18 protein-coding genes are annotated in these 19,791 nt (G+C 72.0%); 10 read left to right on the top strand and 8 right to left on the bottom strand.

From position 1 onward, the window contains the following. Positions 1–24 precede the first annotated feature (24 nt). Positions 25–1,371 carry an ABC transporter substrate-binding protein gene (locus ASG70_RS03540; RefSeq protein WP_056882465.1) on the bottom strand — a complete coding sequence of 449 codons (1,347 nt, stop codon included), beginning with the start codon at positions 1,369–1,371 and terminating at the stop codon, positions 25–27. 363 nt (positions 1,372–1,734) lie between these two features. Between ASG70_RS03540 and ASG70_RS03535 the strand changes: the two genes are divergently transcribed. The 5 genes from ASG70_RS03535 (at position 1,735) to ASG70_RS03515 (ending at position 7,333) form a co-directional block, all read left to right on the top strand. Further along, entirely contained in the window at positions 1,735–3,720 is a 1,986-nt protein-coding gene (locus ASG70_RS03535) for a beta-galactosidase (RefSeq protein ID WP_056882464.1), read from the top strand. After that, positions 3,720–4,532 carry a DeoR/GlpR family DNA-binding transcription regulator gene (locus ASG70_RS03530; RefSeq protein WP_056882463.1) on the top strand — a complete coding sequence of 271 codons (813 nt, stop codon included), beginning with the start codon at positions 3,720–3,722 and terminating at the stop codon, positions 4,530–4,532. Before ASG70_RS03535 ends, ASG70_RS03530 begins: the two co-directional genes overlap by 1 nt. Next, a complete protein-coding gene (gene galT / locus ASG70_RS03525; protein WP_056882462.1) occupies positions 4,529–5,644 on the top strand; it encodes a galactose-1-phosphate uridylyltransferase in 1,116 nt (371 codons plus the stop codon). The genes ASG70_RS03530 and galT overlap by 4 nt, the downstream gene beginning before the upstream one ends. Beyond that, entirely contained in the window at positions 5,641–6,804 is a 1,164-nt protein-coding gene (galK, locus tag ASG70_RS03520) for a galactokinase (RefSeq protein WP_056882461.1), read from the top strand. Before galT ends, galK begins: the two co-directional genes overlap by 4 nt. A gap of 112 nt (positions 6,805–6,916) precedes the next feature. Then, positions 6,917–7,333 (top strand): hypothetical protein, encoded by a 417-nt coding sequence (locus ASG70_RS03515; protein WP_056882460.1) that lies wholly within the window; start codon positions 6,917–6,919, stop codon positions 7,331–7,333. Here the strand turns inward: ASG70_RS03515 and ASG70_RS03510 are convergent. Next, positions 7,318–8,121 carry an exodeoxyribonuclease III gene (locus ASG70_RS03510; RefSeq protein ID WP_056882459.1) on the bottom strand — a complete coding sequence of 268 codons (804 nt, stop codon included), beginning with the start codon at positions 8,119–8,121 and terminating at the stop codon, positions 7,318–7,320. The genes ASG70_RS03515 and ASG70_RS03510 overlap by 16 nt on opposite strands. Before the next feature lie 78 nt (positions 8,122–8,199). Between ASG70_RS03510 and ASG70_RS03505 the strand changes: the two genes are divergently transcribed. The 3 genes from ASG70_RS03505 to ASG70_RS03495 all read left to right on the top strand — a co-directional run bounded on the left by ASG70_RS03505 (position 8,200) and on the right by ASG70_RS03495 (position 13,296). After that, positions 8,200–9,753 carry a S10 family peptidase gene (locus ASG70_RS03505; protein WP_082590039.1) on the top strand — a complete coding sequence of 518 codons (1,554 nt, stop codon included), beginning with the start codon at positions 8,200–8,202 and terminating at the stop codon, positions 9,751–9,753. A 444-nt stretch (positions 9,754–10,197) separates the two neighbouring features. After that, a complete protein-coding gene (gene aqpZ / locus ASG70_RS03500) occupies positions 10,198–10,989 on the top strand; it encodes an aquaporin Z (protein WP_056882458.1) in 792 nt (263 codons plus the stop codon). Between the two features lie 90 nt (positions 10,990–11,079). After that, a complete protein-coding gene (locus ASG70_RS03495) occupies positions 11,080–13,296 on the top strand; it encodes an NADP-dependent isocitrate dehydrogenase (protein ID WP_056882457.1) in 2,217 nt (738 codons plus the stop codon). Positions 13,297–13,317: 21 nt separating this feature from the next. Here ASG70_RS03495 and ASG70_RS03490 read toward each other — a convergent pair whose 3' ends face one another. Continuing rightward, positions 13,318–14,802: a cryptochrome/photolyase family protein gene (locus tag ASG70_RS03490; RefSeq protein WP_056882456.1), complete on the bottom strand. Its 1,485-nt coding sequence runs from the start codon at positions 14,800–14,802 to the stop codon at positions 13,318–13,320. A 101-nt stretch (positions 14,803–14,903) separates the two neighbouring features. Here ASG70_RS03490 and ASG70_RS03485 point away from each other — a divergent pair, with 101 nt between their 5' ends. Beyond that, the gene (locus ASG70_RS03485; RefSeq protein WP_056882455.1) at positions 14,904–15,374 is read left to right on the top strand and encodes a DUF2867 domain-containing protein; all 471 of its coding nucleotides are present in this window, start codon (positions 14,904–14,906) and stop codon (positions 15,372–15,374) included. A gap of 9 nt (positions 15,375–15,383) precedes the next feature. On the opposite strand, the gene ASG70_RS03480 is transcribed toward ASG70_RS03485, so the two are convergent. The 3 genes from ASG70_RS03480 to ASG70_RS20295 all read right to left on the bottom strand — a co-directional run bounded on the left by ASG70_RS03480 (position 15,384) and on the right by ASG70_RS20295 (position 17,422). After that, a complete protein-coding gene (locus ASG70_RS03480) occupies positions 15,384–15,785 on the bottom strand; it encodes a DUF6855 family protein (protein WP_056882454.1) in 402 nt (133 codons plus the stop codon). A gap of 80 nt (positions 15,786–15,865) precedes the next feature. Beyond that, complete coding sequence (locus tag ASG70_RS03475) at positions 15,866–16,354, bottom strand: hypothetical protein (protein ID WP_156399801.1); 489 nt, start codon at positions 16,352–16,354, stop codon at positions 15,866–15,868. Between the two features lie 9 nt (positions 16,355–16,363). Then, on the bottom strand, positions 16,364–17,422 hold the full coding sequence (locus tag ASG70_RS20295) for a GNAT family N-acetyltransferase (RefSeq protein ID WP_369818867.1): 1,059 nt from the start codon (positions 17,420–17,422) through the stop codon (positions 16,364–16,366). Between the two features lie 136 nt (positions 17,423–17,558). Between ASG70_RS20295 and ASG70_RS03460 the strand changes: the two genes are divergently transcribed. Further along, positions 17,559–18,548, top strand: a complete 990-nt coding sequence (locus ASG70_RS03460; RefSeq protein ID WP_056882452.1) for a malate dehydrogenase — start codon at positions 17,559–17,561, stop codon at positions 18,546–18,548. A gap of 84 nt (positions 18,549–18,632) precedes the next feature. Here the strand turns inward: ASG70_RS03460 and ASG70_RS03455 are convergent, their stop codons facing one another. Together ASG70_RS03455 and ASG70_RS03450 are read right to left on the bottom strand one after the other, a co-directional pair. Further along, complete coding sequence (locus ASG70_RS03455; RefSeq protein ID WP_056882451.1) at positions 18,633–18,902, bottom strand: DUF3017 domain-containing protein; 270 nt, start codon at positions 18,900–18,902, stop codon at positions 18,633–18,635. Positions 18,903–18,906: 4 nt separating this feature from the next. After that, entirely contained in the window at positions 18,907–19,764 is an 858-nt protein-coding gene (locus tag ASG70_RS03450; protein WP_056882450.1) for a bifunctional methylenetetrahydrofolate dehydrogenase/methenyltetrahydrofolate cyclohydrolase, read from the bottom strand. Positions 19,765–19,791: the final 27 nt, after the last annotated feature.

Raw genomic sequence — 19,791 nt, 5'->3', positions numbered from 1 at the left:
GGGCGTCCTGCCCAGACCCAGGTCTCAGGAGCTGAAGATGCTCTTCTTCTGGTTCTCGATGCTGTTGACCAGGCCGTCGATGTCCTTGGGGTTCTTCAGGAAGGACTGGATGGCCGGGATCATCACCGTGGAGGCGAAGTCGGGCCGGGTGTCGCGGTCCATGAACTGGGCGATGGACTTGGCCTGCGAGACGAACTCCACCGACTTCTTCTGGAGGGCGGTGTAGGAGGCCTGGTCGGCCTTGTCGTTCGTCGCGATGACGCTCGGGTCGGCCTTGACGACGATGTTCTGGGCGTCCGCCGAACCGACGTAGCCGAGGAGCTTCTTGGCGCCCGCCTCGTTCTTCGGGCGCTTGGCCATCATGTAGCCGTCGATGGGCGCCTCGATCGCGTCGGCGCCGATGGTCGAGTCGATCTCGGGGAAGTTGAAGAACGTCAGGTCGTCCTGCTCGGCACCCTTGCTGAACTGCTGGGCGACGAACGAGCCGAGCAGGTAGGTGCCGGCCTTCTTCTGCTGGAGCGTCTGGGCGGCCTCCTGCCAGGTGCGGCCGAGGGCGTCGGGCTGGTGCAGGTCGAGCAGGCCGGCCCAGGTGTCGAAGACCTTCTTGACCTTGTCGCCGTTCCAGGCCTCCTTGCCGGCCATGAGGTCGACGTGGAACTGGTAGCCGTTGACGCGCAGGTTGAGCTGGTCGAAGGTGCCCATCGCGGGCCAGCCGTCCTTGTCGCCGAAGGCGATCGGGACGAGGCCGTCCTTCTTCATCTGGGTGCCGAGGGTCTTGAACTCGTCGAGCGTCTTGGGCTCGGTGTAGCCGAACTTCTCGAAGACGCTCTTGCGGTAGAACATCGCCCACGGGTAGTAGGTCGAGGGCACGAAGTACTGCTTGCCGTCGTCGCCGGTCGACGCCTTCTTCAGCGCGTCGGACATGCCCGCGAGGTCCTTCCAGACGTCGGAGACATCACCGGCGAGTCCCTTGGAGGCGAAGAACCGCATGCGGTAGCCGGAGAACCACATCCACACGTCGTCGGGCGAGCCCTGCAGGTAGTTGTTGATGTTCTCCTGGAAGGAGTTGTGGTCGATCGTGTTGATCTTGGTGGTCAGGCCGGAGTTCGCCTTCTGGAAGGCGTCCATCACGGCCTGGATGGCGGCCTTCGGCACGGCGTCGGACTGGTTCGAGCCGATCGTGACGGTGCCGGTGGCCTTGCCGCCGGTCGAGGTGCTGCCGCCACCACCACAGGCTGCGAGCAGGGACGGGGCGGCGAGGAGGGTGCCGGCGCCCAGGGCGCCGCGCAGGAGGGTCCGACGGCTGACACCGCGGACGGAGGCGGGGACGAGGCTGGCGAGGTACTCGGCCTCAGAGGTCGGGCGGGTCATTTCGGGTCTCCTTTGACACGGTTGCACCGGTGCGATGGCTGACTCCGTCATCCGACAGATTCGATCAAAAACCATCAACAAGTTCCGAGGATGGCGCTGCCGACCAGCGCCTGTCAAGGGTTTGCCCATCACGATGTGGCGCCGCGCCCGACGAGGCCGCCGACGACGGTCGGCATGGGCTCGATACCGCCGAATATGGCTCAACCACGGGAGAACAAGCCTGCAGCAATGGTGCAGAACGGGCAGGGGTCGCTCGGACGCAACCGCCCCGCCGACCGCCGCTGGTCAAGGCCTTCCGCAGCCACGGACGCACATGTTGGTTTTTGTTGACATCGCCCTGTGGGCGGGACGAGACTGTGCCGCATGCGTTCATGGCCGAACCGTCAGGTCGCCCTCGGCGGCGACTACAACCCGGAGCAGTGGCCGCGCGAGGTCTGGTCCGAGGACATGGAGCTCATGCGCGAGGCAGGCGTCTCCTTCGTCACCCTGGGAGTCTTCTCGTGGTCGTGGCTCGAGCCCGCGAAGGGCGAGTACGACTTCGCCTGGCTCGACGACATCATGGAGATGCTGCACGCCAACGACATCGCGGTCGACCTCGCCACCGCCACGGCCACCCCTCCCCCGTGGCTGTCGGCGGCGCACCCGGAGATCCTCCCCGTCGACCACGAGGGGCACACGCTGTGGCCCGGCAGCCGGCAGGCCTGGTGCCCGAGCTCGCCCGTCTACCGCGACTTCGCCCTGGCCCTGACCACGCAGCTCGCCCAGCGCTACCACGACCACCCGGCGCTGGCGATGTGGCACGTCTCCAACGAGTACGCCTGCCACAACATCCCCTGCTACTGCGACACCTGCGCCGCCGGCTTCCGGGTCTGGCTGCAGCGGCGGCACGAGACGCTCGAGCGGCTCAATGACGCGTGGGGCACGGCCTTCTGGAGCCAGCGCTACACCGACTGGGGGCAGGTCCTCCCGCCGCGGCTGACGACCACCTTCGCCAACCCCACGCACGTGCTCGACTACAAGCGGTTCCAGTCGGACACCCTGCTCGACTTCTACCGCAGCGAGAAGGCGGTGCTGAACGAGCTGTCGCCCGGCGTCCCGGTGACGACGAACTTCATGACGCTGGCCCACTTCGACCACCTCGACTACCACCAGTGGGCGGGCGAGCAGGACGTCGTCAGCACGGACCACTACGTCGTCGCCGCGCTCGAGGACCCCAGGGCCGAGCTGGCCTTCAGCGGTGACCTCACCCGCGGGCTCGCCGGCGGCCGGCCGTGGATGCTCATGGAGCACTCGACCAGCGCGGTCAACTGGCAGCCGGTCAACCCGGCCAAGGTCCCCGGCGGCACGCTGCGCGACAGCCTGGCCCACGTGGCCCGCGGAGCCGACACCCTCGGCTTCTTCCAGTGGCGGCAGTCGCGCTCCGGGTCGGAGAAGTTCCACTCCGCCCTCGTGCCCCACGCGGGTCGGGACAGCGCGCGGTTCCGCGAGGTCGTCGAGCTCGGCCGGGTCGCCCAGCGGCTCGGTGAGGCCCTCGGCTCCCGCGTGGAGGCCGAGGTCGCGATCCTCTGGGACTACCAGGCGCAGTGGGCCGCCTCCGGTCCGGCGATGCCGTCGAGCGCCCTCGGCTACGCCACGACCCCGCACGCCGTCCACCGGCTGCTGCGTGAGCGGGGCATCACGGCCGACGTGGTCCACCCCAGCGCCGACCTCACGGCCTACAAGGTCGTCGTCGTGCCCACCCTCTACCTCGTCAGCGACGAGCACGCCGCCGCGGTCGGTGCCGCGGCCGAGGCGGGCGCCCAGGTGCTGGTGACCTTCTTCTCCGGGATCAGCGACGAGGACGACCACGTGCGCCTCGGCGGCTACCCCGGGGCCTTCCGCGACCTGCTCGGCGTCCGCGTCGAGGAGTTCTTCCCCCTCCTCGTCGGCGAGGAGGTCGCCCTCGACGCGGGCACGGGCAGGCTCTGGTCCGAGGACGTGACCCCCGTCGACGCAGAGGTGCTGCAGCGCTACACCTCCGGGCCCCTCGCCGGCCGCCCCGCGCTCACGCGCCGCGCGACCGGTACCGGAGCCGCGTGGTACCTCAGCACGCTGCTCGACGACGCCTCGCTCGGGGCGCTGCTCGAGCAGGTCACGGCGGCCGGTAGCGTCACGCCGGTGGTCGAGGTCCCCGCAGGCGTGGAGGCAGTGCGCCGCCGCAGCGAGAGCGGCTCCTGGGTCTTCCTCGTCAACGACACCGGCACCGAGCAGCACGTCCCGGTCAAGGGCCACGACCTCGTGGCCGACCGCGAGTTCACCTCGACCACCGGTCTCGCGCCCGGCGCCGTCGCGGTGGTCAGGGAGGCCTAGTGCTCGCCAGCCAGCGTCGCGCGACCATCCTCGGCCTCGTCGAGGACAGCGGTGCTGTGCGCGTGTCCGAGCTCGTGGAGCAGCTCGGCGTCTCCGACATGACCGTCCGTCGCGACATCGAGCAGCTCGCCACCGAGGGGCTCGTCGAGCGCGTCCACGGCGGGGCGCTCGCCGTCGGCGGCCGCTCGAGCGAGGAGCCCGGCTTCACGGCGAAGTCCGCCCTCATGCAGGTCCAGAAGAACGCCATCGCCATGGCAGCCGCACAGCTCGTCGAGCCCGGGGCCGCCATCGGCATCTCCGCCGGCACGACCACCTACGAGTTCGCCCGGGCCGTGCGCACGGTGCCGGACCTCACGGTGGTCACCAACTCGGTGCCCGTCGCGCAGCTGCTCCACGAGTCCGGCGCGCCGGGGCAGACCGTCGTCCTCACCGGCGGTGTCCGCACCCCGTCCGACGCCCTCGTGGGGCCGGTCGCCGTGGCCGCCCTCCGCATGCTGCACGTCGACCGGCTGTTCCTCGGCGTCCACGGCATGGACGCCCGCGCCGGCCTCACCACCCCCAACCTCGTCGAGGCGGAGACCAACCAGGCCCTCGTCCAGACGGCCCGCCAGGTGTGCGTCCTCGCCGACCACAGCAAGTGGGGCACGGTGGGGCTCAGCACCATCATCCCGCTGGGTTCGGTCGACCTGCTGGTCACCGACCCGGGCCTCGGCCCGCGGGCCCAGCAGGCGCTCACCGACGCCGGGGTCGAGATCGTCCTCGCCGCCCCCACGACCGCCCGAGCGGCCAGGACCACCAGGAGCCAGGCATGACGCTGCGACGCACCAGCCGGCGGCTCGCCGACGGCCGCGAGATCATCTACTTCGACGACACCCCGGGTGCGCCCGGACGGACCGCCGAGGACACCCGCCCCCTCGGCGAGCGCGCCGCCTCCGGCGAGATCCGCTACGACGCCCTCGTCGGCGACTGGGTGGCCGTCGCCGGTCACCGCAGCAACCGGACCTTCCTGCCGCCCAAGGACGAGTGCCCCCTGTGCCCCACCGGCACGGGAAGCGTGCCCTCGGAGGTGCCTGAGTCGACGTACGACGTCGTGGTCTTCGAGAACCGCTTCCCCTCCTACGCCCCGGTCTCCGCGCACTCGGCCGGCGAGGTGCGCGACGGCGACCTCATCCAGAGCCGCCCCGCGCTGGGCCGGTGCGAGGTCGTCTGCTTCACCAGCGACCACGAGTCGACGTTCGCCGACCTCACCCCCGAGCGGGCTCGCACGGTCATCGACGCCTGGGCCGACCGGACCGCCGAGCTCGGGGCGGTCGACGAGGTGCAGCAGGTCTTCTGCTTCGAGAACCGAGGACAGGAGATCGGCGTCACCCTGCACCACCCGCACGGCCAGATCTACGCCTACCCCTACCTGCCCGAGCGCAGCGGCACGATCCTGGCGCAGGCCACCGAGCACCACGCCCGCACCGGACGGCTCCTCGGGGCCGACATCCTCGCGGCGGAGCTGCACGCCAAGGAGCGGGTGGTCATCGACACCGAGCACTGGACCGCCTACGTCCCGTATGCAGCCCGCTGGCCGGTGGAGGTGCACCTCGCCCCCCGACGCGATGTGCCGGACCTCGTCGCCCTCACCGACGACGAGCGCGACGACCTCGCCCGGGTCTACCTCGACCTGCTCGGGCGCCTCGACCGCTACTACGTGACCAAGGACGGGTCGCCGATCCGGCTGCCCTACATCGCCGGCTGGCACCAGGCCCCGGCCAAGCAGGGCCGCGACGTCTCGCGCCTGCACCTGCAGGTGATGTCGGTGCTGCGCTCCCCCAAGAAGCTGAAGTACCTCGCGGGCTCGGAGTCCGGGGTCGGCGGCTGGGTCAACGACATCCCGCCGGAGCGCATCGCCGCCCGCCTGCGCGAGGTCGCCCCGTGACGGCCCAGCGCGCGGCCGAGCTGTTCCGCGAGACGTTCGGCGAGGAGCCGGAGGGTGTGTGGTCGGCGCCGGGGCGGGTCAACCTCATCGGCGAGCACACCGACTACAACGGCGGCCTCTGCCTGCCCATCGCCCTGCCCCACCGCACGTATGCCGCCCTCCGCCGCCGCGACGACGGCCGGCTGCGCATGGTGTCGGCGCAGGGGGACGGGCTGGTCGAGACCTCGCTCGACGAGGTCGGACCCGGCTCGCCCGAGGGTTGGGCTGCGTACGTGGCCGGGGTGCCGTGGGCCCTCGCCCGCGCCGGCCACGAGGTGGGCGGGTTCGACGTCGCCGTGGACGGCGGGGTCCCCCTGGGCGCCGGTCTGTCGAGCTCGGCGGCGCTGGAGTGCGCGGTCGCCGCGGCGGTCAGCGACACCGGTGGGCTCGGGCTCCTCGACTCGACGCGGGGCCGCGCCGCCCTGGCCGCTGCGTGCGTGGAGGCCGAGAACACCGTCGCCCAGGCGCCCACCGGGGGCATGGACCAGTCGGCCGCGCTCCTCGCGTCCGCCGGCCACGCGCTGCTGCTCGACTGCCGCGACCACTCCACCGAGCAGGTGCCCTTCGACCTCGACGCCCACGGCCTGGCCCTGCTCGTCGTCGACACCCGCGCCGAGCACGCGCTGGTCGACGGGCAGTACGCCGAGCGACGCGACTCCTGCGAGCGGGCGGCCCGCGAGCTGGGGGTCTCGACGCTGCGCGAGATCCCGCTCGAGGGCCTGGACGAGGCGCTGTCCTCGCTGTCCGGCGACCTGCTCCGGCGTCGCGCCCGTCATGTCGTCACCGAGATCGCGCGCGTCGAGGCTGCCCGAGAGGCGTTGCGGGCCGACGACTTCGAGCGGCTCGGTGAGCTCTTCCTCGAGTCGCACGCCTCCATGCGCGACGACTTCGAGATCTCCGTCCCCGAGCTCGACACCGCCGTCACGGCGGCGACCGGTGCCGGCGCCCTGGGAGCCCGGATGACCGGCGGCGGCTTCGGCGGTTCCGCCATCGCCCTGGTCCGCCGCGAGGACGCCGACGCGGCCCGGGCCGCCGTCGAGAAGGCCTTCGCCGACCGGGGGTTCACCGCCCCCGAGTGCTTCGTGGTGTCCGCCTCCGACCCGGCCGGTCGCGACCTCTGAACCATCCCTGACCGCGGGTCGCGTCCGGATGCCCCTGGCTCGGACGCGACCCGCCCCAGCGGGGGTCTCGGTGGACCGAACCGCTGTCGGGGGTCGGTGGCAGGGTGCGGGCATGACGACGACAGCCGAGGGCCTGCTCCCCCACTTCCGGTCGGCCTGGGGCCCTGACACCTGCTACCCCGACAGCCGGGACGAGTGGAGCCCGGACAACCCGTCCCGCGACCAGTGCGGCATGACGGCGCTGGTCGTGCAGGACGTGCTGGGCGGCGACCTGGTCCTCGCCGAGGTCCACGTGGACGGTGTCAAGGTGGGCCACCACTACTGGAACGTGCTGCCGGACGGGGCGAAGCTCGACCTCACCGGCGACCAGTTCCTCCCCGAGGAGGAGGTCGTCGGCGGCACGGTGGTCGTCCGGCCGCCCGAGGGCCCTCGCCGCCACCGCGAGCAGTACGAGCTCCTGCGCGAGCGCGTGCTGGCATCACTCGCCGCACCACCCCTCGAGGACGGACCGGGTCAGGCGAGGTCGTAGTCGACCGTCACGGCCGCGTGGTCGGACCAGCGCTGGTCGTATGCCGCCGCGCGGCCGACCGAGGCGCGCACCGCCCGGTCCGCGAGGGGCCGGCTGGCAAGCTGGTAGTCGATCCGCCAGCCCGCGTCGTGGTCGAAGGCCTTCCCCCGCCACGACCACCACGTGTACGGACCGGGACCGGGTCCGTGCAGGGTCCGGTGCACGTCGGCCCACTCGCCGTCAGCGAACCACCGGTCGAGGTAGGCCCGCTCGTCGGGCAGGAACCCTGACTTCTTGAGGTTGCCCTTCCAGTTCTTGAGGTCGTGCTCCGCGTGGGCGACGTTGAGGTCACCGGTGACCACGGCGAGGGCCCCATCCGCGGCCCACCGCCGCAGCCGAGCGTCGACGGCATCGAGGAAGCGCAGCTTCTCCTCCTGCCGTGGGGTGCCTGCCTCGCCGGTGTGCACGTAGGTCGAGACCACCGTGACCGGGCCGGCCGGGGTGGCGAGGTCGACCTCCAGCCAGCGGCCCAGGCCGTCGAACTCCTGCGGCCCGACCGACGTCCCGACGCGCAGGTGCGGGTCACGGGAGACCACCGCGACGCCCGAGCGGCCCTTCGACGCTGCCTCGGTGTGCGCCACGTGCCACCCGGCGAACCCGTCCGCGTCGAGCGCGGCAGCGAGCTGGTCGTCGTCGGCCCGCACCTCCTGCAGGCACAGCACGTCGGCGCCCTGCGCTGCCAGCCAGGCGACGCCTCCCCTGCGGGCCGCGGCGCGAATGCCGTTGACGTTGGCGGTGATCAGGCGCATCCGACCATTCTGGCGCGGGCCACCCGGTACCTCATGACCGGCCCCCTGTGGCCGCTCCCGCGCACTAGGGTGACGCGCATGCCCGAGGACTCCTCCGCCCAGCCGTCCGCCACCACGCCCGGTACCGGCCCCGGCACGGCCGCCGAGCCCGGTGCCACGGTGACGACGACCACCGACACGCGGACCGTCACGACGACCCCCGCCCCGCCGGAGGACGACCTCGTCGAGACCCACCACACGCTCGCGGTGGGACGACGTCGCCTGCGCTACACCGCCACGACTGGTCGGGTGGTCCTGCGCGAGGAGGTCTTCGAGGACTCCGTGTTCAAGGGCCACCACGCCAAGGCGGAGCTGAGCATCACGTCCTACGTCGTCGACACCCCGGGGACCACGCAGCGACCGGTCACGTTCGCGTTCAACGGCGGTCCCGGCTCGAGCTCGGTGTGGCTGCACCTCGGGCTGCTCGGTCCCCGTCGGGTCGACTCCGGCGACGCCGGGTCCCCGACCCCGCCGCCGTACGGCCTGCTCGACAACCCCGACTCCCTGCTCGCCGTGTCGGACCTCGTCTTCATCGACCCGGTCTCGACCGGCTACTCCCGGGCCGTCGAGGGCGGCAAGGCCAAGGACTACCACGACTTCACGGCCGACATCGAGAGCGTCGGCGAGCTCATCCGGCTGTGGACCACGCGCCACAACCGTTGGCTGTCACCGAAGTTCATCGCCGGCGAGTCCTACGGCACCATCCGTGCTGCCGCGCTCGCCGAGCACCTGCAGGCGCGCCACGGCCTCTACCTCAACGGGCTCATGCTCATCAGCTCAGTGCTCGACCTGGCCACGGTGGAGTTCGAGTTCAGGAACGACCGCGCGCACGTCGACTACCTGCCGACGTACGCCGCCACCGCGCACCACCACGGCAAGCACGGCCGGAGGTCGCTGCGCACCGTGCTCGCCGAGGCCGAGGAGTATGCAGCGCGCGACTACCCGTGGGCCCTGTCCCGCGGGTCGCGGCTGACCGCGACCGAGCGCGCGGAGCACGTCGCGAAGGTCGCTGCGCTGACCGGCTTGTCCCCGACCTACGTGGACCGGGCCGACCTGCGGATCGAGCACGTGCGGTTCTTCACCGAGCTGCTGCGCGACCAGGGCCTGGCCACCGGTCGCCTCGACAGCCGCTTCACCGGCCCCCTGGCGTCGGGCAACGCCGAGACCTGGGACGCCGACCCGTCCATGGACGCGATCCTCGGGCCCTACTCCGCGGCATGGAACCACTACGTGCGCGACGAGCTCGGCTACCGCAACGAGCTGCCCTACGCCGTCTTCTCCCGGCAGGCGGCCACGGACTGGTCCTACAAGGAGTTCGAGGGCAAGCCGGTCGACGTCTCGGACAAGCTCGCCCGGGCGATGCGCGGCAACCCCCACCTCAAGGTGCACATCGCCTACGGGTACCACGACGGCGCCACCCCGTACTACGGGGCACAGGACGTCGTCGCGCACCTGCAGGTGCCGGCAGCCCTGCAGGACAACATCGAGCACGCCTACTACGAGGCGGGGCACATGATGTACGTCCACGAGCCGTCGCGCCTGCAGCAGAGCCGCGACCTCGCCGACTTCGTCACCCGCGCCAGCGGGCGCTGAGCGGACCACCGCAGACGCCACGAGGGGCGGTGCCGTCGCCGCTGCGACGCCACCGCCCCTCGTGCCCTGCGAGACCGGGTCGGGCGGCACCACGTCGGGCGCCGCCCGGCCCGGACCCACGCACACCCCCATGTGCGGAGCCAGATCCCAAAGTCCATGGCTCCCGAGCTCTCCCCCAAGAAAGCCCGGGAGCCATGACAGAAAGGTAAAGCGCGCGCGTCGGCTTCACCAGCACTCGGTAAAGACGCCCGGAGCACCTCGTCGCTTTCGTGCCGTTTTCGCCCGACTGGTCCGGACCAACGGCCGACCCCGGCCTCGACCGTTCGGACGAGGTGCGCCCCCTGGAGGCGCCACAGCGCGCCGCTCTTGTGGGCGCCTGCCGTCCCCACCACCATGGACCCAAGCGGGGGCCGACGGGGGTCCCTCCACCGTCAGGAGACCGTGATGCGCACTCCCCCTCTGTCCTCGCGCCTGGGCGCCGAGGCGCTCGGCACCTTCTGGCTGGTGTTCGGCGGCTGCGGCAGCGCGGTCTTCGCCGCCAAGTTCCTGGCCCCCAACGTCGTCGCCGGCCAGAGCGTCCAGCTCGGGATCGGCTTCCTCGGCGTGGCCCTGGCGTTCGGCCTGACCGTGATGACGATGGCGTACGCCGTGGGCCACGTCTCGGGGGCGCACTTCAACCCGGCGGTGACGCTCGGCGTCGCGGTGGCCAAGCGCTTCCCGTGGCGTGACGTCCCCGCCTACGTCGTGTCCCAGGTGCTCGGCGGCCTGCTGGCCGGGCTCGCCCTGTGGGGGATCGCGCGCGGGGTGCGCGGGTTCGACGTCACCGGCAACCTCGCCGCCAACGGGTACGGCGACCACTCCCCGGGCGGCTACACCCTCGTCGCGGTGCTGGTCGCCGAGGCGATCCTGACGGCCTTCTTCCTCTACATCATCCTGGGCGCCACGGACGACCGTGCCCCGGTGGGCTTCGCACCCATCGCCATCGGCCTCGGCCTGACGCTGATCCACCTCGTCTCCATCCCCATCAGCAACACCTCCGTCAACCCCGCCCGCTCGACCGCCGTGGCGTTCTTCAACGGCAACGGCGCCCCCGGCCAGCTGTGGGCGTTCTGGGTGGCGCCGCTGGTCGGCGCCGCGATCGCCGGCGCGACGTACCACCTGGTCACCGGCGTCGACCGCCGCGACGAGGACATCGTCGGCATGGTCGACCCCGAGGACCTCACGCCCGCGACCTGACCCGTCGCGGCGCGGAGGCCGTTCGATAGCCTGAGCAGGCCTCGCCCGCACGGTGCGGGCGCCCACGAGCCCAGGGAGCGAGCCGCCGACATGGCCAAGATCATCTACACCCTCACCGACGAGGCGCCCATGCTGGCGACCTACTCCTTCCTGCCGGTGATCGAGGCCTTCGCGTCCACCGCCGGGGTGGAGGTGGAGACGCGTGACATCTCGCTCGGTGGCCGCATCATCGCCGCGTTCGACGACCTGCTCCCCGAGGACCAGCGCGTCGGCGACGCCCTCGGTGAGCTCGGGCAGCTGGCGACCACGCCCGAGGCCAACATCATCAAGCTCCCCAACATCTCGGCGTCCGTGCCGCAGCTCAAGGCCGCCATCGCCGAGCTGCAGGCGCAGGGCTACGCCCTCCCGGCCTACCCCGACGAGCCCCGCACCGACGAGGAGAAGGACGCCCGCGCACGGTACGACAGCGTCAAGGGCAGCGCCGTGAACCCCGTGCTGCGCGAAGGGAACTCGGACCGTCGGGCCCCTGCCGCCGTCAAGAACTACGCGCGCAAGCACCCGCACTCCATGGGCGCCTGGAGCCGCGACTCCAGGACGCAGGTCGCCACCATGGGCAAGGACGACTTCCGCTCCAACGAGCAGTCCGTGGTCCTCCCCGCCGCCGACACCCTGACGATCCAGCTCGTCACCGACGCCGGCACCACCGTCCTCAAGGACGGCCTGAAGGTGCTCGAGGGCGAGGTCGTCGACGCCACGGTCATGCGTGCCGCCGCCCTCGACGCGTTCCTCACCGAGCAGGTCGCCCGCGCCAAGGCCGACGGCGTGCTCTTCTCGGTGCACCTCAAGGCCACGATGATGAAGGTCTCCGACCCGATCATCTTCGGCCACGTCGTGCGCGCGTTCCTCCCCGACGTGTTCTCCCGGTACGGCGCCGAGCTCGCCGCCGCGGGCCTGTCCGCCAACAACGGCCTCGGCTCCATCCTCGACGGGTTCGACGCCCTCCCCGAGGGCACCCGCGACGAGGTCCGCGCCGCCATCGAGCAGGGCCTCGCCGACGGCCCCGAGCTCGCGATGGTCAACTCCGACAAGGGGATCACCAACCTGCACGTCCCGAGCGACGTCATCGTCGACGCCTCGATGCCGGCCATGATCCGCACCTCCGGCCACATGTGGGGCCCGGACGGCGAGGAGGCCGACACCCTGGCCGTCATCCCGGACAGCTCCTACGCCGGCGTCTACCAGGCCGTCATCGACGACTGCCGCGAGCACGGCGCCTACGACCCCACCACCATGGGCTCGGTGCCGAACGTCGGCCTCATGGCGCAGAAGGCCGAGGAGTACGGCAGCCACGACAAGACGTTCGAGATCGCCGAGGCGGGGCGCGTCCAGGTCGTCAACGCTGCCGGTGACGTGCTGATGGAGCACGAGGTCGCGCCGGGCGACATCTGGCGCGCCTGCCAGACCAAGGACGCCCCGATCCGCGACTGGGTCAAGCTGGCCGTCACCCGCGCCCGTGCGTCGAAGACGCCCGCGGTGTTCTGGCTCGACAGCGAGCGCGCCCACGACCGCAACCTCATCGCCAAGGTCGAGGCCTACCTGCCCGAGCACGACACCGAGGGCCTCGACCTGCAGGTCCTGTCCCCGGTCGAGGCGGCCAAGCTGTCGGTCGAGCGCATCCGCAAGGGCGAGGACACCATCTCGGTGACCGGCAACGTGCTGCGTGACTACAACACCGACCTCTTCCCGATCCTCGAGCTCGGCACCAGCGCCAAGATGCTGTCGGTCGTGCCGCTGATGAACGGCGGCGGGCTCTTCGAGACGGGGGCCGGTGGTTCGGCGCCCAAGCACGTGCAGCAGCTGGTGCAGGAGAACTACCTGCGCTGGGACAGCCTCGGCGAGTTCCTCGCCCTGGCCGAGAGCCTGCGCCACATGGCCACCACGACCGACAACGCCCGTGCGGCACTGCTCGGTGAGACCCTCGACAAGGCGACCGAGCGGCTGCTCAACGAGAACAAGGGCCCGGCCCGCAAGGTCGGCCAGATCGACAACCGCGGCAGCCACTTCTACCTCGCGCTGTTCTGGGCGCAGGAGCTGGCGCAGCAGACGCAGGACGCGGCCCTCGCCGAGGCGTTCGCGCAGGTGTCGCAGACGCTGACCGAGCAGGAGGACACCATCAACGGCGAGCTGCTCGGCGTGCAGGGGCACCCGGCCGACATCGGCGGCTACTACCGTCCCGACGAGGCCAAGGCCTCGGCCGTGATGCGTCCGTCGCAGACCTTCAACGAGGCGCTGGCCGCCCTGCGCTGAGCCACGCAGCACCGGAACGGGTCAGGGGGCAGCTGCTCCCCTGGCCCGTTCCTGCTCCACGGCCGCGTCGAGGTCGGCGAGGCGGTGGCGCTGCTGGAGCGGACGCGCCATGCGTGGGTTGCCCTCGAGGCGGTCGGCGGTGCGGTCGAGGTAGGCCCAGTAGCCGGCGGTGAAGGGGCAGGCGTCCTCGCCGACACGGACCGTCGGGCGGTAGCGGCAGCCGCCGCAGTAGTCCGACATCTTGTTGATGTAGGCGCCCCCCGACACGTAGGGCTTGGTCGTCATCGCGCCCCCGTCGGCGTACTGGCTCATGCCGACGACGTTGGCCGGCATGACCCAGTCGTACCCGTCGACGAACCTGGTCTGGAACCACTCGGTGAGCGCGTCGGGGTCGTAGCCGCGCTCGGCGGCCCAGTTGCCCAGCACCATGAGCCGCGGGATGTGGTGCACCCAGCCGCGGTCGCGGACGCCGGCGAGGACGTCCCTCAGGCAGGCGGCCTCGACCGCATCGGCGTCGAGGTCGGCGAACCACTGCGGAAGGCGCTCGCGGGCGCCGAGCCCGTTGCGGCTGCGGTAGGTCGGGCCGAAGTGCCAGTAGAGATGCCAGACGTACTCGCGCCACCCCACGACCTGGCGCACGAAGCCCTCGACGGACGCGAGCGGGGCGTCGCCGTCGTGGTAGGCCCGTACCGCGCGCTCCGCCACCTCGACCGGGTCGAGCAGCCCGAGGTTCAGCGACGGCGACAGCAGGCTGTGGGCCATCGCCCAGTCGCCGCGCAGCATCGCGTCCTCGTGGGGCCCGAACGCCCCGAGCCGCTGGGTGACGAACCGCTCGAGCGCCGCGAGCGCCTCACGCCGGGTGACCGCGAACAGCCGCGGCCCGTCGCGGCCGACGGTCTCCAGGCCCTCGTCGCGCTCCCAGCGGTCGAGGTCCTCCCTCACCTGCGCGTCGATGTCGTCCTCGCGGGGCCGGTACGGCGCGGGCACGTCGAGGCGCGACGCACCCTTGGGCGGGGGTTCGCGATTGTCCTCGTCGAAGGACCAGCGTCCACCGACCGGGTGCCCGTCACCCTCGACGAGCAGGTCGAGGCGCTGGCGCTGGAACCGGTAGAAGTCCTCCATGCGCAGCCGTCGCCGGTCGCCTGCCCAGCGCTGGAAGTCGTTGCGGGACAATGAGAACCCAGGCGTCGCGTCGACCGCCTCGATGGCACCGACCTCGAGCTGGCGGGAGACGAAGTCGGCGGCCGAGCGCGACGTGGGCTCGTAGACGCGCACCGGCTCCCCGAGCTCGCGCAGCGCCTCACCGTAGGTGGCGGTCCTCAGCAGGACGGCGGAGTCGCCGAGCTCGGCTGCCCGGTGGCGCAGCGCCGAGAGGACGAGGTGGAGCTTCTGGCGGTGGTAGCGGCGACGGCCGAGGGCCTCCCGGCTCTCGACGAGCAGCACCCCGTCGCGCCCCACATCGAAGTGCGGTCCGAGCTGGTCGGCGAACAGCCACCGCCGCGTCATGCGTGCACCTCCGGAAGCCCTGTCACCCGACCCAGTCTGGGCGACCCACCCGGCGGCGGCGAGCCGAGCGGTCCGCCGTCCGGCCGCCTACCGTGGACCGGGTGGACACGGTCATCGGTGGCACACGCAGCTCGCACGTCGACGCGCCCGTCGCAGTCCTGTGGGACGTCGTGACCTCGGTCGGCGGAGACACCGGATGGTTCACCCCCGAGCTCGTGTGGCAGGCGCGCTGCGGGGTGGACCGGCTCATCGGTGGCCCGGGGCGTCGCCGCGGGCGCCCCGACCGGTCCCTGCGGGTCGGCGACCGGGTGGACTTCTGGACCGTCACGGCCGTGGAGGCCGGCCACCGCATGGTGCTGAAGCCCGACACGCGCCTGCCAGGCCACATGGACCTCGAGCTGGAGGTCACTCCCGAGGGCCACGGGTCCCGCCTGAAGCTGAGCCACGCGTTCAGGCCGGAAGGGACGGCGGGCCGCCTCTACGGTGAGGCGACCCGGCTCGGCGACGTGGCCCTGTACGCGTGGATGCACCGCAGCATGGTCCTGAGAGCCGAGGAGCACGCGCGACGCTGACGCTCCGGCTCAGAGCGCGCGCATCCGGTTGTTGCGGGGCAGGTGCTCGACCTCGGCCAGGCCGAGCTCCTCGAGAAGTGGCGGCAGGTACATCCCCACGCGACCTCGGTACCCCTTGCGCAGCCCGTACCACCCGCCGATCGGGTTGTCGGCGGACCGGGCCCACGCCTCGACCGTCCCCTCCCTGGCGGGCTTCTGCTCGTCGGCAGATCCGAGGGACACCCAGTCGCCCTGCTCACGGAGCCAGACGTGCAGGTCCTCGACGACGCGCGCGTCGTACGTCAGTCGTGTCGACCCGACCTGGCAGACCAGCTGCGCGGGGTCGGCGTCGTCGTCTCGGTACATCGTGTAGTCAGCCGTGCCCGGCGGGGTCTTGAGCACCCACGGGTCGTCCTTGGTTCCGCTGCCCATCGCACCCACCTGTCCGTGCCAGCCGTCAGGACAGTTCTACTCCCCCAGCCGCCCGCTGGGGGGCGGTCGAGCCCCGGGCGTCAGCCGCGCGTCTCGACCCGGCAGCCGAGGGCCGTCAGGATCGGGGGCCAGCTGCGTCGAAGCGGTCCACCGGACCCCAGCGACGCTGCGGCGTCGGCCGCCTCACCGAGCGCCGAGAGGCCGGCGAGCGCGTCGAGCAACCCGTCACCGCCGCCGCCCGACATGCCTCCAGCGAGCCCCGGCACGGGCATCCCCGCCGCCTCGAGCTCCTCGACCTGCCGCGTCGTGAAGTTCGGCGACCAGTTGGCACCGTGGCGCTGCAGCGGGAGGCGGCGGCCCGCGTGGGACAGGTGCATCAGTCCGAACCGGCTGAACCGCGCCGACACCTCCTGCGCCGGCGCGTCGAGGTGCACCCGGTCCTTGTGGTCGACGAGGCGCAGCCGGCCCTCGGCGACCGTGAGGACGACCGGCCACAGCACCAGGTAGTTGCGATACCTCGGCCGGAGGTAGAAACCCTGCTTGACGACCATGTCCCCCACTTCGCGCATGGCGCCAACCTAGGGGGCAGCGACCTCCGCCGGCGCAGCGGGGCGGGCGTCCACCACGCTGAGCTTGTAGCCCTCGTGCGAGCGCACGAAGCCGAGCCGCTCGTAGAACCGGTGCGCGTCGGTGCGGGACGTGTTCGTGGTGAGCTGCACCACCGCACAGCCGCGCCGACGGCTCTCCTGCGCGACCCACTCCATCAGCCGTCCACCCAGACCGCTGCCGCGACGGTCCGAGGCGACACGCACCCCTTCCACCTGGGCTCGCCAGGCGCCGCCGTGCGAGATGCCGGGGATGAAGGTCAGCTGCAGCGTGCCGACGACCTCGCCGCCGTCGTCGAGGACCACCAGGAGCTGGTGCGGGTCGGCGTCGACCGCCGCGAGCCCGCGCCGGTACGGGGTGAGGTCGCCCTCGTCCTCGCGGGTCGCCCCGAGCCGGTCGTCGGCGAGCAGCCGCACGACGGCGGGCAGGTCGGACTCACGGGCGCGGCGGACCACCACCTCGCGGTCGCCGTCGCGCAGGGTGGCGAGGGCGGCACCGCGGGCCGGCCCGGCGGCATACGCCTCCGGCCCGTCCGGGCCGGGAACGGACTCTCCGGCTGCATCCGCGGCGAACCAGGTCCGGCCGGTGTGGGCGAGCGCGCGGTCGAGCCGGGTGCGCGACCGCTCCGGCATCGACGGCAGGGCGTCGACGGCGAACCAGCCGACCTCGAGGGACTCGTCGTCGTTGACGCGCGCGTCGCCGGAGACGTGGGTCGCGAGGAAGCAGAGGTCGAGGTACTGCGCGACGTCACCGTTGGGGTACTCGATCGGCGGCAGGGTCCAGACCCCGGTCAGTGCGTCGATCGTCACGACGACGCCCGTCTCCTCCTCGACCTCGCGACGCAGGCCCTCGGCGGGCTGCTCCCCCGGTTCGAGGATGCCGCTGACCAGCGCCCACTGGCCGTTGTCGGCTCGCCGGACGAGCAGCACCTCGCCGCGCTCGTTGCGGACGACGGCGCTCACGCCGGTGAGCCACAGCAGGTCGGTGCCGACCTTGTCGCGCAGGGCCAGGATGAAGTCCGGAGTGGGCATGCCACGACCCTAGCCACGGGGTCCCGAGCCCTGCGCCCCGTGCGTGCTCCCGGCGGGCGCACCACCGCGAACGCACCACCCCGCCCCTGCTAGCGTCGGGACAGCTGTCCCACCCCACCGACGTGAAGGGCCCACCGTGAGCACTACCCCCGTCAAGGTCGCCGTCACCGGCGCCGCCGGCCAGATCGGCTACAGCCTCCTCTTCCGGATCGCGAGCGGTTCGCTCTTCGGCCCGGACGTCCCCGTGGAGCTGCGGCTCCTCGAGATCACCCCGGCGCTCAAGGCGCTCGAGGGCGTCGTCATGGAGCTCGACGACTGCGCGTTCCCGACGCTGGCCAAGGTCGAGATCGGCGACGACGCCGAGAAGGTCTTCGACGGCGTCAACCACGCCCTGCTGGTCGGCGCGCGCCCCCGCGGCCCTGGTATGGAGCGCGGTGACCTCCTCGAGGCCAACGGCGGCATCTTCGCCCCCCAGGGCAAGGCCCTCAACAAGGTCGCGGCCGACGACATCCAGGTCACCGTGACCGGCAACCCGGCCAACACCAACGCGCTCATCGCCATGAGCAACGCCCCCGACATCCCGCGCGAGCGCTTCGCGGCGCTGACCCGCCTGGACCACAACCGCGCGATCTCCCAGCTCGCAGCCAAGCTCGGCGTGCCGGTCACCGAGATCCGCAAGATGACGATCTGGGGCAACCACTCCGCCACGCAGTACCCCGACCTCTTCCACGCCGAGGTCTCGGGCAAGAACGCCGCCGAGACCGTGGGCGACCAGGACTGGCTGGCCGGCACCTTCATCCCCACCGTCGCCAAGCGCGGTGCGGCGATCATCGAGGCGCGTGGCGCCTCCTCGGCCGCCTCGGCCGCCAGCGCCACCGTCGACCACGCCCGCGACTGGGCGCTCGGAACCCCCGACGGCGACTGGGTGTCGATGTCGGTCTGCTCCGACGGCTCGTACGGCGTGCCGGAGGGCCTGATCTCCTCCTTCCCCGTCACGGTGAAGGACCGCCAGTGGTCGATCGTGCAGGGCCTGGACATCGACGACTTCTCGCGCGGCAAGATCGACGCCTCCGTCAAGGAGCTCGAGGAGGAGCGCGACGCAGTCAAGGGCCTGGGCCTCATCTGAGGCGCCTCCACCCCGTACGCAGCGACGGCCGGTCCCGGGTCACCCGGGGCCGGCCGTCACGCGTCTGCCGTCACGCGTCTGCCGTCAGCGGCGCGGGTGGAGGTCCAGGCTGTAGGTGATGACGGCCAGGACGAGGCCGAACACGGCCATGGTGAACACGTCCACGAGCCGGGACCGCACCACGAGGCCCCCGCTCAGGGCGTTGGGGAGCACGAGGCGCAGCACCGCTGCGAAGCCGAGGCCGGCGGCGAGGGTGAAGCCGGCGAAGCGGACGTGCCCGAGCTGGAAGGCGATGATCCCCACGAGCAGCACCGGGGCGGCGACCCACCACCAGCCCAGGCGCGGCGCGGTCACGGTGTCAGGCCGTGGCCGCGGCGAGCTGCCGTTCGGCGGCGACGACGATGTTGGTCAGCAGGAGCGCGCGCGTCATCGGCCCGACACCGCCGGGGTTGGGGCTGACCCAGCCGGCGACCTCGGCGACGTCCGGGGCCACGTCACCGGCGATCTTGCCGTCGACCCGGCTGACGCCCACGTCGAGCACCGCCGCCCCCGGCTTGACCATGTCCTTGGTGACGATGCCGGGCACCCCGGCCGCGGCGATGACGATGTCGGCCCGTCGCACCTCGGCGCCGAGGTCCTTGGTGCCGGTGTGGCACAGCGTGACCGTGGCGTTCTCGCTCTTGCGGGTCAGGATGAGACCAAGGGGACGGCCGACGGTGAGGCCGCGGCCGATGACGACGACGTTGGCGCCGGCGATCTGCACGTCGTGGCGGCGCAGCAGCTCGATGCAGCCCATCGGGGTGCATGGCAGCGGGGCCGGCTTCCCGAGCGCCAGCCACCCGAGGTTCGTGGGGTGCAGGCCGTCGACGTCCTTGTCCGGCGAGACCCGTGACAGCAGGGCCATCTCGTCGAGGCCGGTGGGCTGCTGCACCAGGAAGCCGGTGCAGGCCGGGTCGGCGTTCAGCTCGTCGATGACGGCTTCGACCTCAGCCTGGGTCGCCGTGGCCGGCAGGTCGCGGCGGATGCTCGTGACGCCGATCTCGGCGCAGTCCTTGTGCTTGGCGTTGACGTACCAGTGGCTGCCGGGGTCGTCACCGACCAGCACCGTGCCGAGCCCGGGGACGACGCCGTGCTCGCGCAGCGCGTCGACCCTGCCGCGCAGCTCCCCCTTGATGGTCGCGAGGACTGCCTTGCCGTCGAGGATGCGCGCTGTCACGGTCCCGTATCCTGCCACGCCCGCCCG

This window comes from Phycicoccus sp. Soil748 (assembly GCF_001428025.1).
Classification (GTDB): Bacteria; Actinomycetota; Actinomycetes; order Actinomycetales; family Dermatophilaceae; genus Pedococcus.
This window is presented reverse-complemented; position numbering and strand designations above follow the sequence as displayed.

What these genes read in the sequence shown, in the direction of transcription:
- ASG70_RS03540 (WP_056882465.1), bottom strand. Translation starts at nt 1,371, where the DNA reads ATGACCCGCCCGACCTCTGAGGCCGAGTACCTCGCCAGCCTCGTCCCC.
- ASG70_RS03535 (WP_056882464.1), top strand. Translation starts at nt 1,735, where the DNA reads ATGCGTTCATGGCCGAACCGTCAGGTCGCCCTCGGCGGCGACTACAAC.
- galT (WP_056882462.1), top strand. Translation starts at nt 4,529, where the DNA reads ATGACGCTGCGACGCACCAGCCGGCGGCTCGCCGACGGCCGCGAGATC.
- ASG70_RS03515 (WP_056882460.1), top strand. Translation starts at nt 6,917, where the DNA reads ATGACGACGACAGCCGAGGGCCTGCTCCCCCACTTCCGGTCGGCCTGG.
- ASG70_RS03510 (WP_056882459.1), bottom strand. Translation starts at nt 8,121, where the DNA reads ATGCGCCTGATCACCGCCAACGTCAACGGCATTCGCGCCGCGGCCCGC.
- ASG70_RS03505 (WP_082590039.1), top strand. Translation starts at nt 8,200, where the DNA reads ATGCCCGAGGACTCCTCCGCCCAGCCGTCCGCCACCACGCCCGGTACC.
- aqpZ (WP_056882458.1), top strand. Translation starts at nt 10,198, where the DNA reads ATGCGCACTCCCCCTCTGTCCTCGCGCCTGGGCGCCGAGGCGCTCGGC.
- ASG70_RS03495 (WP_056882457.1), top strand. Translation starts at nt 11,080, where the DNA reads ATGGCCAAGATCATCTACACCCTCACCGACGAGGCGCCCATGCTGGCG.
- ASG70_RS03490 (WP_056882456.1), bottom strand. Translation starts at nt 14,802, where the DNA reads ATGACGCGGCGGTGGCTGTTCGCCGACCAGCTCGGACCGCACTTCGAT.
- ASG70_RS03480 (WP_056882454.1), bottom strand. Translation starts at nt 15,785, where the DNA reads ATGGGCAGCGGAACCAAGGACGACCCGTGGGTGCTCAAGACCCCGCCG.
- ASG70_RS03475 (WP_156399801.1), bottom strand. Translation starts at nt 16,354, where the DNA reads ATGCGCGAAGTGGGGGACATGGTCGTCAAGCAGGGTTTCTACCTCCGG.
- ASG70_RS20295 (WP_369818867.1), bottom strand. Translation starts at nt 17,422, where the DNA reads ATGCCCACTCCGGACTTCATCCTGGCCCTGCGCGACAAGGTCGGCACC.